Below are 14,057 nucleotides of genomic sequence, written 5' to 3'. Positions count from 1 at the left end.
TAGAATCGCACACAATTAGTAAAGACGAGGAGAGTGAACAGTGGCGATCAGAATCCTATCTATTGATGGAGGGGGGATAAGAGGCATACTGCCTGGTCAGATATTGGTTTCTCTTGAACATAAGCTGAGAGTGAAATCAGGCAATCCCGACGCCAGAATAGGAGATTTTTTTGATCTGGTTGCAGGAACAAGCACTGGCGCTATATTAGGCGCGGCCTATATTTGTCCAAACAAGGAGGGAAGACCCAAATTTTCAGCCCGGGAAGCGGTAAATATTTACCTTAAAGAAGGAGGTAAGGTGTTTGATACTGGAATCTGGCCTTACCTGAACAAGCTGAGACTGCTTAAGGAAGAAAAATACTCTACACATGAACTGGAAAAGATATTAAAGAAGTATTTTGGTAAAACAAAGCTAAGCAAACTATTAAAACCCACCTGTTTCATTTCTTATGATATTAAAAAGCGCGAGCAAGTTATCTTTAGGCAACACTGCGCCATAATAAGAGATGAAGATTTTTTGGTAAGAGATTTACTAAGAGGCAGTACTGCCGCACCAACCTACTTTGAACCTGCACGTATTTATTCGCTGCCGCCACTTAACAAAAAATATATCCTGGTAGACGGCGGTATGGTAGCCAGTGACCCTGCATTATGTGCCTACTCAGAGGCCATTAAGTTTAGCGGTGTGGGTGGTATTAAGGATATGATTATTGTATCTCTTGGCACTGGTAAACAGCTAATAAGCTACAAATACAAAGAAGTCAAAAATTGGGGCATTTTTAACTGGGCGAGACCAGCGATAGATATCGCACTGAGTGGCGGAGCCCAAATGACGCATTATTATCTGAAACAAATTTCATCTACTGTAGAAAATACAAAGTACTTCCGAATTCAGCCAGATCTATATGATGCTAATCCCGCATTGGATGATGCATCCCCCAAAAACTTGAAAGAATTGAAGAGGTCTGGTGAAAGAAATGCAAAGCACTATGATAAATTACTGGATGACATTACTCGGACATTGCTGAACACACAAGATATTCATCAATATGAGCAAGGATACTGATACCTATCAACACAAAATTAGCTAAGCCAATAAGTAATCATTCAAGTACTCTATCAAATAGAGACCAAGCGTTAACAACCTTTTCATGGACTTTACCACTGCTCAAAACATACCAACTCTGTGCTTGAGGCTTCATTGCCAAATTTTCATTGAAATCATACCCGAAACAATCAGCAGCAACACCAAGTTTTTTGGTAACCCTATATAATTTTCGGCTCAAGCCTCACATAAAATAATATTTATTAATTTTTCTACTCGATCACCAGTATTGCTCTCTCCATATTCAATATGCTTTTCACTACATATACCCCTAAAGCCAGCTTCAATTAATTGAGTTCGAATGTCGCTTTCATCAAAAAGCTGAAACCCAAACGGTGTGAATGACAAACTCTGCATAAAAGACTTATCACCAAAAGCTAAACAAAATTTTCCTTCAGGTACCAGTACTCTGCGTATTTCAGATAAATGTTTTTTGAGAGATTCCCAAAAGTAGACGGTGTGGACAGTAATCGCCTTCTCGAATTGGCTGTCGGCAAACGGCAACCTCTCCGAGGTTCCAACTTTAAAGTCCATTTGTCCCGATTCAATGTGTTTAGAATTGAGAGTTTTCGCGCTCGCAACCATTTCACTGGACCAATCGATTCCCGTATAGCGAATACTGGAGCCTTTACGAAGCACATCTACTGCAAACTTGCCATTGCCGGGCCCAATCTCAAGAATATGGTCATGATCTACCACATTAAGCAATTCTAGTGCAGCCAGGTTCGTTGCTTTATTAGCCTTGTTCATCTGCAGTGCAGTATCTGAAGCTAAAGCACCAGATGGTTTCCTTAGCTGTTCCGCGACCAGTTTAGGATCTTTAGACATTTATTCTCCATTTAGTACCAATTGTAGAGCACATAAATAGCACTTATGTACTTACATAACTGCAATTAATCTAGAAATTAACAGCAGTTTTTCGATTGCTTTTTACATCGCCGCTTAGCGTCTAAAAAATTTTTTTGACCTGTTATTGCGTTGTTCACATAACTCACCATCAAATTTCTCTAAACATGATCCAAGCAACAATATACGAGCCCAGGTCAAATCAAAGTGTAAAAGCAGCTAATCTTACGTAACTTCAATAGATCAAGCTTAAGCCAAATTATTTGGTGGATCAATTAGGTAAATATAACTCTATATCAATTGAAGTACTTCAAGTATTACCCTAATATCTTCCAAGATTATCTTGCTGCACTATAGTCCTGAAAAAGTAAGTGCGATATATAAATATGTAACTTCGAATGGATACAGCCAATACCCATCCAAATTCTCAAAAACCGGTAACTATCAATTAAACTACTAGATATCAGCCTAATCCTTAAAGAGAATCTGGTATGCTAAATGGCGCTATGCTTGTCTGGTTTATTTTCGCGGCTATAAGTGTGGTCTTTGTCGTTTGGGATTCCATCACCAATGCGCCGACCAGCTGGGTACAACGTATGGCATGGATATTGGTGGTGGTATATACCGGTGTTGTCGGATTAATACTCTATCTTCTTACTTGTCATCGGCCTTTCCCTGGCGCCCACGATACTTTTACTCGGGCAACATGGAAGCAAAGCGTAAACAGTGAGATGCATTGCCTGGCTGGCGATGCAACTGGAATCGTGATTGCAGCATCAATAGTTCCTATTTTCGGACTCACTAATGGCTGGGATGCCACTATTGAATACATTGCCGGTTTTATCTGCGGGCTCTTTATTTTCCAAGCACTGATGATGCGTGGTATGTATCAGGGAAGCTATCTAAAAGCTGTACGTAAAACATTCTTCGCCGAGACTGTTTCTATGAATATGGTGATGGGAGGAATGATTCCAACTATGGTAATACTGGCTTCGCTATGGCCCGGATCAGAAGAACCCACAAATGCCACATTTTGGTTCCGAATGAGCCTTGCAACTATCGTCGGTGGAATAATCGCTTACCCTATTAACTATTACTTGGTTAAAAACCACTTGAAACATGGGTGTATGACTTTACCAGGGCGGGATGGGCCTGCACCTCATTTAGGACACTGCTCGCTTGAAAGCCATCTCACCGATAAGAACCATAAAGAACATGGTATGACAATGCGCACCCTGCCTCTTTCAATTGCAATCACTTGGATAGCGTGCACCCTTATTTTTCTTCTATTTACAATTCTAATAACGAATCAGTTTGTACCCCTACGATTTTGATTAACAAAGACCCATATTTTTTAAAAATTTGGCTGGAAAGATATTATTATAAGAAATGATCTCTTTCCATACATCACTTTCTCTTTTTTAATTTCGAAAGGAAAATTTTGATTCGTCAGAGACATACTTATCAATATATTCATCAGATTAGGAGTTTGATTCTTATCACTAACTCTTTCGCAAAAAAGAGTCATCGGAGAACCTCATAATCATTCAATAAGAAAAAATTGGACAGAGCTACATCTTGTTGATTTATGGTAGTATCAAAGGAAAGTAGTTACCAAAATAAGCCTTTTGATTGGCTTTTAGTCAATTCATTTTATGGCAATAGTAATAGAGTAGTAACAAGAAGTGTTCAACTTCTTACGATTGGCCAGGGATAGAGGCTGTCAACCATGAGTAAGCGCTTACTTAATCTTGATACCCTACGTGGACTGGCAGCCCTTTTGGTTGTTTGGCAGCATAGTAGCGAAGTATTCATTCAAATACCTAATATTGCCCTGCATGGGACAGACCTCGCTAATTTTATTAGCCAGTTGGATTTTGGCAGAATAGGTGTTCTCTGCTTCTTTTTGTTATCTGGCTATGTAATTCCTCATAGTCTGCTTGAAGCGAATCGCCCTCTAAAGTGCTTTGCTATACGACGCTTCTTTCGACTTTACCCTACGTACTGGGTTTCTCTCATTATCGCAGTTAGCTTTACATGGTTATTTGCTGGTCACATTTTCTCGCCAGTAGCTGTCCTGGCAAATACCACTATGCTGCAAGGACTCCTGGGCTTTGAAAATGTGCAGAAGTTATACTGGACCCTTACTGCAGAGCTTATTTTCTACTTACTATGTGCAATGATGTTTGCCCTTAAACTACTAGGGAATCCAAAGAACCTTTTATTGCTTTGTTGGGCGACGCTGTCTTTATTTATCTGTCTACAGCTTTTCGAACACTCACCAGCTTTACAGCTACAACTACCAGTAACAATCACTTATATCCCTTATGGTATAGCCGTAATGTGCTGTGGAGCCTTACTCCGTTACTGTTTTGAGACCAAGAGGTTTCATCGCTATGCTGTATTGGCTATAGCTTCAACGTTCTCTATCCCTATACTGGTGCTAAGCTTGCACCTTTTCGGTAATTCCATTAGTAGTGAGCCCGTTCGCTTTGGACTGTCGCACCTGATTGCTCTGGGTATTTTCCTCTCAGTAATATCATTACCTTTAAATTCCATACGACATTTCGCCACCCTGGGAACAATCAGCTATTCCATTTATTTATTTCACTTATGCATGATATACGTGATGAAATGGTCTATATCCCAGCCTTGGGGCCAAGTTTTTTCAGGCTTCCCTTTATCCGTTTATCTGTCTGTAACAACATTGGCCAGTATAGCGCTGGCAACCTTGATTTACTGGCTTATTGAAAGGCCATTTGTCAAGTTGGGGCGCTCTTTAAGTACCAGTGCTCAAGATGCGGAGAGTGCCCAACAACAAGAAAGTGAGAAGGTTGCCATAAGAACGTAACCCATTCACCAATACTCTGAAAAACCGTATATTTAGTGAAGGCCCATACAACTGTGCCCCTTCACTGGAGTTGAAACTGGTCTAGCTTCTATAAGGGCCTATATAGGGGCCTACGAGATAAATCGGTAGACCCCAATTTCACATCGATTGATAACTTTTTGTAAAATTAGCTAGCCCAAAGCAGGCTTGCCGCAATCGACCACATCATAATACCCACCAGAACATCCAGCACACGCCAGGTCTTCGGATTCTTAAACAGCGGTTGCATCATACTGCCACCTACTGATAACAGCGCGAACCAGAGTACCGAGGCACTGCAGGCACCAATCACGAAGAACAGAGTACCTTCCCCGGCATACTGGGCACCAACCGACCCGATCAGCACTACGGTATCCACATAGGCATGGGGGTTTAGCAGGGTCAGCGCTACCGCGGTGATCAGAGCCGAGCGTCTCGATTTAACCCATTCCTTCTTGTCCTCAAGCCCTTTATTGGTTAAAGCGGAGCGAAATGCCATAGCGCCGTAGCCAACCAGGAAGGCCACTCCCAACCAGGTCAACCAGACCATCCAGTTGCCTTCCGCTTGGGCCAGGTGTGATACGAGGTAAACACCACAGGTGATCAGAACAATGTCCATCAAGACGCACAGCGCGGCGATACTGTAGTGATACTGGCGACGAATACTCTGCGTTAGTAGATACGCATTCTGCGCGCCAATCGCCATGATCAAACTGATAGTGGTGATAAAGCCCTTTGTCATAGGGGCCAGTAACAAACCCGAAACCACGGTGCCTCCTGTAGCTATTGAGTCTTGTCCGCGGGCCTGCGGACCTGGGAAGTGGCGAGAGATTAAGAGGGGCGCTAGAATAAGTAAATTTAATTATTTTAAGCCATCATAAGAAAATCTTATGCTAGATCTTAAGCAACTACAGGCTTTCGCCTTTGTGGTGGAGGAGCAGAGCTTTGACAAGGCCGCATCACTGCTTCATGTAAGCCAATCTGCGGTGTCCCAGCGTATCAAAGCCCTGGAGGGACAGGTTGGTCAGGCCCTGCTGATCAGGTCTACCCCCCTACGTCCAACGGAAGCCGGCCTGAAAGTAATGGGCTACTACCAACAGATGAACCTGCTGCAACATGAGCTGCTGGAGGATATCGATCCAGAGGGTAGCAAGACCCGCTATAGCAACCAAAACAAGGTGCGTATTGCCCTCAATTCGGACAGTCTGGATACCTGGTTTTTAAAAGCCATCACACCCTTGATCCGCTCACAGCACCTGCTCGTAGACCTGAAGGTAGATGACCAGGATGCCACCCATGAATTACTGAAGAACGGTGAAGTTATCGGCTGTGTTAGTTCTGTAACCAGTAATCTGCAGGGATGCCAGTCCCTGCTACTGGGACATATGGCCTACTACCCGGTATGCACTCAGGCCTTCAAGGAGCAGTACTTCTCCGATCCGGTAGATGTGGATGAATTTCGCTATGCTCCTGCCGTCGAGTTCAATTACAAAGACCAGTTACAGAGCCGTTATCTTAAGCAGTTTTGGGGAATTGAGGCAGGACAGTATCCCTCACACGAAATCCCATCCTCAAAGGGCTTTCTCAACTTCCTGACTTTAGGACTTGGATGGGGAATGGCACCGGATATTCAAGTTGCCGATTTACTGAAAAGGGGCACCCTGATAAAGCTCACCCCAGATCAACATCTGAAAATTCCGCTGTACTGGCATGTATGGAATCTAAAATCCTCTCTGATCAAGCAAATTACCAATACCCTTGCAAAGTTTGCTCACAAGGCCCTGCACCAGTGAGAGACCGGTGCCGGGCTTTATCGAGGTAACTATCATCAATACTATGGCCTTTAGTCAGCTCTAAGGGGAATACAATTGGTGAGAAACAACGTACAAGTGAAAATTTAACTGTCGCTAATCCTTACCTTACCACCTGCTTCAAAACACCTAGGTAATTATCGGCCAACTCAACATCATCGTAATAACCGCGCTCCTTCAGCAATTTATGCAGCGCTTTGAGGTTATATGTGGGGACCGCCATAAATGCATGATGTTCACAGTGGTAACTCAGACCATCAGTGGGGCTAACAAACAGTAATCCCAAGATACCCCTTGGAACCGAACGTGTATTATATTTAGGTTCCAGGTGGTAGAGGTCTTTAACACCTGCGTGTTCGGCGATTTGGCGCATCCGTATAATAGCCATATATACGGTGAGGTAGGCTATAACCCATAATATATAAAGCTGTGGAAAGCCAAAAGCCCATAACATCGAAAACATAACACCGTTAACAAATAAACCACGTGTTAACTGAAAATTAATCCGCTTTTTTCTGCTTAATAGATCTCGCCCACTTAGAAATAAGTATAAATTAGCCTTTAAACCAGTAATCCCCAAAAAATCCCTGGTAAACTTTCTCACCAAGCTCAATTTGGTCACGGGGTAATCTTTATAGTTCTGTAGATCTGGATCTTGATCTGTCCCTGCTCTCCGGTGATGAAGCATGTGGCTTTTTATATAAGTTTCACCATCCATCAATAAAAATGGTGAAGACAACCATTTGGCAACAAATTTATTATAGGAGCGAGTTGCGAAAAGTGTTTTGTGACCCGCTTCATGCATAATAGCCGCCAAAGCTTGCTGCCGCCCCGCTAGTAAGAATACTGCAATAATGTAAGTTGACCAGTGTGGCAGTAGTGCTGCCACGACGAAAATACCTATTATTCCGAGCCAAGTGCTGACTACTATCCACCAGGCTTTGGCATCACTGCGCTCCAGAAATGGCTTTACCTCTTCTTTACTCACAGGAATATTCATCGCGGGGTACCTTTTTTGATTATGTGTCAACACCTAATTTCTGCAGTTGCTCCAGCCAAATATTGCGGCCTACACGATCATATTTACGTACAATTTTCTTTAGTTGCTGATACTTCTTTTGTGGCCTAATAACTTTTGGTAGTAAAGGATCGACCGCTAAACGGTGGATCGCCTCACCACCCAAGCGACATGTTTCATGCAACGAAGCACTAACAGACTTTGCTGCCAGGGATGTAAGGCTGCTTTCAAGCGAATGTATAAGAGCATCATATTCACTATCGAGCCGTTCGATATCCCATAAGTGGTGCGCCCAGTGACTAACTAATATGTCCGGTACGTCCTGCAACACAAAGCAATGAGCACTCTCTTCGAGACCAAGCCTTATCAGGGTTAGGGTCAATTCCGCATGATTGATGATTAAATTGTTCGGGCGCACCCATAGGTGATCTAGACCGGCAGCAAAGCCATACCATTCAAGTACCAGTATTGATTTTGCGCGGACCGCACGCGATACACCTTTGGGCAAATGACAGGCGAGCCAGCGATAATCCCAATTATCATAGTGAAAGGTATTTTGCTGCCAACGGTTAATAAAAGCACGTTTGGCCAGAGCCTTTTCCGTTAAACGGTACATGCCTCGCCCATTCTGAGTAATCAGACCGGCACCTACCAATCTATTTAATGTTACCCGCAGATTATTGATAGAAATATCAAATGCATCAGATATATAACCCAGCTGGCTAGTCGCCAGCTCATGTCGTTTATTAACACCCATTAGATCCAACAGAACATTTTTTGGAGTGGGCTCATAAGTGAACTGATACATAGTGAATATTACGACAATAGTCCCTATTTACTTTTTTGTGTAATATTACAGAGAAAACTCAATCATACAATATTGTGTAATATGCATCTTAGAAAAAAGTCACTTAATTCAACCTCAATTTAAAGTATCTCTACTGTGCCTATTGTTTGGTATGTATCGAGTAGTGTCATCCATTTTCATTTAGAAACTGAACTACTAAGAGTACACCCATAAGTAGATGCAATCGCCATCCCCTAAAGAGCTTGGAGACCCGGATTATAAGCGCCCTATCTCAATAGAAAACTACCAAGCCTTAAGCAAAAAGGGCCTGATTGACATAAACATTATTTAGACGTAACTCAATTACCTCCAATATCTTCATGCTAACAATGCTTTAATTTTCTGCTTAGATCACTCCATACGTGAGTACAAATTTCTTAACAATAGGAATGAAAAACATACAAAAAATATACTTTCAAATAAGAAAATCCACTGCTGGAGATTAGAAAAAGAGTGTAGCCACCATGATAACTACTCTATGTAGTTATCATGGCCGTGGTTTAGTAGCTACCAACACCTTAAGATAAGTGGGTAAAAAATATTCTAAAACTAAAGCACATCATCTAAATGCTGTAAAAAGGGTACTATTGTTTGATTCCTCACGTCCTGACTCATGTCCCGACCGATGGTAGTATGATCCAAATTTACCCATCTCTGTGAATACCACCCTAAGTCAGTATCTTGAGCTGTATAAGCAAAAGAGTGAACCCCAGATAATTCAATGACCTCAGCCCCACCAGTCAACTGCCGAAGGTATAAATTATCTTTATAAGGAAATTGTGTATGGAGGTCAGTATAATAGCTTAAGTAGCTAGAATTCATGGGATTACGATGAAATGAAGAAGTTAATCCCAACTCATTTTGAGTCCATTTACAAACACCATCAAAACTGTGGACAACAGTTCGAATATTACGAAAATCTGGATCAGCTCGCATAGCTTTCGCCAGTCTCATAACGAGACAACCACCACGAGAAGAACCCGCCAAGTAAATAGTCTCAAGATTGGAGGCATAAGCCTTTGACTTTAGCCAACTGAGGTATGCCCTTTCTATACGAGACTTCTCATTACTACCAATCATCTGATTAAATTGCGTATCAAAAGCAATCGCCAAAAAGGTCTCATCTGTTGGGAAATGCTCTGAATCTAGCAACTGCCGAGCAAGTGAACGGCCATCTATGCTGCGAGAGCAAGATTTTTTTAATATACCACAGTCTTTTTTAAATCCAGCTCTCTGGCCTGTCACAGAGCTTTCGACACCATTTCCTGGTGGCTGTTGTCCCGAAGCAATAAATACCAAGTTTCTTACATTATCGCGTGCTGGGTTTCGTACTCTAGCAATCTGAGTATGAAGCTGACGGCTATTACTGACGCCCTCTACCTCCCAGGCTCTATACTCAGATAAAGTGTCTTGTTTGAGACACCAAAAATTCTGGCAATACCGAACCCGCTCTAAATTCACCGAAAAATCCGACTTTGGCTCGAAAGCTTGAGACTGGAAAGAATTAAAAGCAATCGACAACCAAAATAAATTTTTTATTATTTGAAGTTTCATTATTCACCAATAGTGTACTTTTATAAACTAATGATCCAGCCGAAAGAGCCATCCATGGCTCTCACTGCAACAGTTACTACTCAACGGTTTCTGGATTATTTATATTCTCTGCATCAGATTCAGGTACATCAATATGCCGAAAAACTATTCTATCTACCTTAAATTTCTGCGAGCGGCCTGACATCACCAGTTTATACGTTTCGCCTGCGTTTAGCTTATAAACGGCAACACGTTTATTGTTATGACCACCAGGATCTAAATGATTGCCAGATTCCCAGACAAATTTATTGTGTTCTCCACCAAAGAACTTTGTATCTTTTTTCAATAGTTCCAGAGGGGCATCTTTACCATGACTATTCCCGGCATTAGGTCCCGCCTCATAATTTCCTTCAAGTCGAAAATAAGCATCATTTGCCAGATCTGTACGAAATTCACCCTCATACACTAAGTTTTCTTTTGCAGCGTGCAGATGCAAATAATACAGGCCACTCCTTGTAATATTGAAAGTATATTCTAGGGGTGATTTAGGTGGGCCATTTAGTGGTGTATTGCCATTAAATTCAAGATATCCATTGCCTGTATGACCGCCAATATTATTTTTCTTTACCCACTCATCTAGATTTGAATCAGTATTTTCAGCCTCCATAATTACCAGACCATTTTGTTCTGTGTAGTCACCTTTAGGTTGATCTGGATTTAACTTGTCAAAATTCCAAATCGGACCGATATGACCACATCCTTCTTTACCTATATCCACACGGCCAGGACAGTAGTTTTCATCACCAGCATCATTTGCCGGGCCGTTACCACACTGAATATCATTGTACTTGGGACGGCCAGCCGATCCTGGACCCGGGCCAATTAGGTCACAAGCTTCTTTAACCGTCATTGTTCCATGGTCTGTCGAGACCATAATATCGGCAACATTGTGGTCAAAATTTGACTCACAAAAACATTGATCACCAATAGAGTAGCTATCCATCCAACTAGTTTGAGGTTCGAGTAAAACATCATCAGGGTTAATTGGTATAACTTTTACAATATCCGGGTGAACATTACTGTTTATACCTTCCGCTTTGATTACTACTGCCCAGTCCTGATTAGCTTCTGTTGGGGCAGTGCCAATACTATGAGTACCCATTCCGTCAAGTTGATTACCCAGAGTCAACTGGCCGCTTCTTGGATTGAACCAGTAAACCTTATAGGTATCCTCATTTGAAATCTCAATATTGGTCGTACCACCTTCGCGCAAGTAAATTAAATAGGCATTACCGCTATCTGAAAGTACCCAATCGTTATTGGTTGAAGTTACTTCATTATCCACATTTAAACTGTGTAAATTAACTTCAAGTTGGTTTTGCAGAATATCGTTGAAAAATTTAACAAAGTGGCCAGTTTGCTCCCAATGGTTATCAAACTCTCTCAGGTTCTCTACTGCTAGGTCATACGCGTGGCCAGCCCCAGGGTTCTTTAAGTACCATTCAAATCCTGCTCCGCCTCCCATAACACTGCCCCACATCCAATTGACCCTCTGAACTTGGGTAACCTCAGAATAAGGTACAGGCGCTTGCCCGCCGGAAGCTTCAGTGAAGGTAACATACCAAAGATGGTTATTAGTTTGGGATTCAGCCAGCCATTTTCTGCTCATCTGATATGGCGCGTTACGATGGTTTGCATCACTAGGAATATTACCAATCTGAATGCTCGGTCCATCAAAATTACTATTTCCTAACAATGGTCGATAGTGCTGATCCCATTGGCCACCATAAGTATGGAGTAGAGTGGGATGATCGTAGGGATCCACGTCTTTTAAGTATTGAGCGATTGCCTTGTGTTGCTCTTGACTAAGAGTTGTCTCCTCACCCATATTCCATTGAAGCGCCGGGTGATGACCAAAGCGGGAAATCATCTCCCGATAATATAATTTGCGTTCAAGCCCTAAGTTACCGTTATTCAGGATTTTATTATTCTCTGTTTCCTGTGTCATAAAATGAATCAACATGCCCTTACTGGTCATGTGATCCATTACGACCTCCCACTGGTCTAATTTACTGACATCAAAAGCCCGATGGTTACCATCGTATACTGTCCAGGGGTGGGCATCGCAGCCATCACCACTTTCGGTATTTGCCATGATATAAATTGCATTGACATTTTTTTCGGCTATATAGTTAACCAAACCAATAAGGCTTTTTCCTTTACCATCTTTCCAGGTGGGATCTCCATTATTCCAATCACCAAGGTGGGGCTCAAAACTGTGTAATATGCCTTTGCAGGAATTTACGTTGTAGTGTTTTTCTGTATTATCAAAGCCTGAATAACCAAAAATGTTTTCAGGACTATCCATTCCACCTTCTATATATACTGACTTATCCCCCAAATGCTGTAAGTAGCGGGTTCCTTTTTTATGTACCAGTAACCCCTTACTCCTCATATCAAGCTCAGGCGCTGTGGATTGCAATACCGGGAAATAACCATTTTCACCATCAAATGAAATAGCATTGCCTGCATTTGTATCTAGATTAACCGCAACTTGGCTCCCTTGTCTCATAGATACATCGAAGAACCATTTACCTGAAGTTGGCGGTGAAAAGTAGGCACGCCATTTTGTTCCTTCAGTAGCACCCGTATTTGCTGAATTGCCATCAGCAGCGAAATGACCAGGCACTGTGTAAGACAAGTCACCTTGTGTAAATGTCACGTTATATCGATAATCGGTAAACGTAGCATCATTATTTTCAGATGCGTACAAATCATCACAAGTAATCGTTATACGGTGCCACTTTTCCAGCGTACCGGAAACAGTACAATGTTCACTATGGCCAATATCATCCGGGTCGACTGGCCCCGGAGGATCCGTCGGATCTGGGTCCGGATCTGTCGGGTCGGTTCCATCGTTCTGCTTTACAGTGAATGTAATTGAGGCACTGGTTCCGGCAGAACCTGCCCCATCATCCTGGGAGTAAGGTGTAGCGGTAAGGGTGTAAGTTCCAACTACGGGGGTCCAATGATTGAAATCACCCTGATCATCACCAAATAGAGCATATGGTGAGGCGTTTTCAATCATATTGTGTGTCTGAGCCCCTGTTAACTCAAATACCACACTCTCTGCCTGATCACTATTTGCTCTAATATTTAATTGACTTCCAACCTGACTTAGATATATGTCTGTACCATCGGTTAGTGAAACAATATCCGAGTTGCCCTGTGAATTGACCAAGGTGAAAGACGATATTACTAATCCGTTTCCAGGGTTCGGTATATCAGAATTTGCCGAAGGGGGCGTGGTCTCATCGTCGGATTCACCAGATGACGAACCGCCACCACAACCAGCTAATGCGACGCTAATCAGAAGTGCCAGAGGCAAGCTACTGTTATTCATTTCTAGTATTCTCTACTTTAGAAGCAAACAATTATTTACTAATTACAGAATTTAATGGGCATATAGAAATCGGCTGCAACATGCAGCACTGGCCAGATACTAAATCGCACAGATACATACCGACCGTGAATTCAGTCACATGCAGTCAGGACTAGTTCCACAGCTTATAGATTGACGAAAAAGAGTAATTTTTTTCGTGTTTTATAGTAAGGCAGTTTTGAACTACCTCTATTTTAATAATATCCAGATTATCCTTATTGAAACCCTAAAGAGATTAAGGGATCGACAAAAAAATCCTGAATAGAACTAATAACTTCGTAAGTCCCAAGAAGCTAAAATATCGAAAAAACTATAAAATATTATCAACCCATCAGGTTATTTCTATTTTTAAAAAACTCATGATAAATATTCTAAAACTGTAAGCTTGCACTCAGAACCCACTTAATCACCAGTTAAATAAAGGAAAATTTATTTTAATATTGAGATATCATTTGTACATGGACCAATTAAAAGTAGCACTACCTATCTATAGATTTATATTATTAACTTATAAATGAAATGATCCATCCAGAAAAAGCCAGGTGTCAGATAAAGATAATAAATAGTAACAATGCCCTGGACGGCT

The 14,057-nt window shown here is 41.8% G+C and carries 10 protein-coding genes; 4 read left to right on the top strand and 6 right to left on the bottom strand.

The genetic code is table 11. From position 1 onward, the window contains the following. The first annotated feature begins 40 nt into the window (after positions 1–40). Positions 41–1,066 carry a patatin-like phospholipase family protein gene (locus ACJJI7_RS12085; protein ID WP_444902063.1) on the top strand — a complete coding sequence of 342 codons (1,026 nt, stop codon included), beginning with the start codon at positions 41–43 and terminating at the stop codon, positions 1,064–1,066. Between the two features lie 216 nt (positions 1,067–1,282). Here the strand turns inward: ACJJI7_RS12085 and ACJJI7_RS12080 are convergent, their stop codons facing one another. Next, positions 1,283–1,933 (bottom strand): class I SAM-dependent methyltransferase, encoded by a 651-nt coding sequence (locus tag ACJJI7_RS12080; protein WP_282951398.1) that lies wholly within the window; start codon positions 1,931–1,933, stop codon positions 1,283–1,285. 509 nt (positions 1,934–2,442) lie between these two features. Here ACJJI7_RS12080 and ACJJI7_RS12075 point away from each other — a divergent pair. Together ACJJI7_RS12075 and ACJJI7_RS12070 are read left to right on the top strand one after the other, a co-directional pair. Then, positions 2,443–3,285, top strand: coding sequence for a DUF4396 domain-containing protein (locus ACJJI7_RS12075; RefSeq protein ID WP_282951399.1), 843 nt, complete (start codon positions 2,443–2,445; stop codon positions 3,283–3,285). Between the two features lie 395 nt (positions 3,286–3,680). Then, entirely contained in the window at positions 3,681–4,802 is a 1,122-nt protein-coding gene (locus tag ACJJI7_RS12070; RefSeq protein ID WP_282951400.1) for an acyltransferase family protein, read from the top strand. Between the two features lie 166 nt (positions 4,803–4,968). On the opposite strand, the gene ACJJI7_RS12065 is transcribed toward ACJJI7_RS12070, so the two are convergent. Beyond that, positions 4,969–5,589: a LysE/ArgO family amino acid transporter gene (locus ACJJI7_RS12065; RefSeq protein ID WP_020412257.1), complete on the bottom strand. Its 621-nt coding sequence runs from the start codon at positions 5,587–5,589 to the stop codon at positions 4,969–4,971. Between the two features lie 121 nt (positions 5,590–5,710). Here ACJJI7_RS12065 and ACJJI7_RS12060 point away from each other — a divergent pair, with 121 nt between their 5' ends. Beyond that, positions 5,711–6,613: a LysR family transcriptional regulator ArgP gene (locus tag ACJJI7_RS12060; protein WP_020412256.1), complete on the top strand. Its 903-nt coding sequence runs from the start codon at positions 5,711–5,713 to the stop codon at positions 6,611–6,613. 121 nt (positions 6,614–6,734) lie between these two features. Here ACJJI7_RS12060 and ACJJI7_RS12055 read toward each other — a convergent pair whose 3' ends face one another. The 4 genes from ACJJI7_RS12055 to ACJJI7_RS12040 form a co-directional block, all read right to left on the bottom strand. Then, positions 6,735–7,631, bottom strand: coding sequence for a fatty acid desaturase family protein (locus ACJJI7_RS12055; RefSeq protein WP_444902064.1), 897 nt, complete (start codon positions 7,629–7,631; stop codon positions 6,735–6,737). Between the two features lie 19 nt (positions 7,632–7,650). Continuing rightward, positions 7,651–8,457: a hypothetical protein gene (locus ACJJI7_RS12050; protein WP_282951405.1), complete on the bottom strand. Its 807-nt coding sequence runs from the start codon at positions 8,455–8,457 to the stop codon at positions 7,651–7,653. Between the two features lie 588 nt (positions 8,458–9,045). Then, positions 9,046–10,050, bottom strand: a complete 1,005-nt coding sequence (locus ACJJI7_RS12045; protein WP_444902065.1) for an alpha/beta hydrolase family protein — start codon at positions 10,048–10,050, stop codon at positions 9,046–9,048. Between the two features lie 76 nt (positions 10,051–10,126). Further along, positions 10,127–13,432 (bottom strand): DUF5060 domain-containing protein, encoded by a 3,306-nt coding sequence (locus ACJJI7_RS12040; protein ID WP_444902066.1) that lies wholly within the window; start codon positions 13,430–13,432, stop codon positions 10,127–10,129. Positions 13,433–14,057 lie beyond the last annotated feature (625 nt).

It is taken from the genome of Microbulbifer variabilis, assembly GCF_056232115.1.
Note: the sequence above shows the minus strand (reverse complement) of the source record. Positions and strands in the feature narration are given on the sequence as shown.

Bases quoted from the DNA above. Each gene is read 5' to 3' on its own strand.
- ACJJI7_RS12050 (WP_282951405.1), bottom strand. From the start codon at position 8,457: ATGTATCAGTTCACTTATGAGCCCACTCCAAAAAATGTTCTGTTGGAT.
- ACJJI7_RS12060 (WP_020412256.1), top strand. From the start codon at position 5,711: ATGCTAGATCTTAAGCAACTACAGGCTTTCGCCTTTGTGGTGGAGGAG.
- ACJJI7_RS12040 (WP_444902066.1), bottom strand. From the start codon at position 13,432: ATGAATAACAGTAGCTTGCCTCTGGCACTTCTGATTAGCGTCGCATTA.
- ACJJI7_RS12075 (WP_282951399.1), top strand. From the start codon at position 2,443: ATGCTAAATGGCGCTATGCTTGTCTGGTTTATTTTCGCGGCTATAAGT.
- ACJJI7_RS12045 (WP_444902065.1), bottom strand. From the start codon at position 10,050: ATGAAACTTCAAATAATAAAAAATTTATTTTGGTTGTCGATTGCTTTT.
- ACJJI7_RS12080 (WP_282951398.1), bottom strand. From the start codon at position 1,933: ATGTCTAAAGATCCTAAACTGGTCGCGGAACAGCTAAGGAAACCATCT.
- ACJJI7_RS12070 (WP_282951400.1), top strand. From the start codon at position 3,681: ATGAGTAAGCGCTTACTTAATCTTGATACCCTACGTGGACTGGCAGCC.
- ACJJI7_RS12055 (WP_444902064.1), bottom strand. From the start codon at position 7,631: ATGAATATTCCTGTGAGTAAAGAAGAGGTAAAGCCATTTCTGGAGCGC.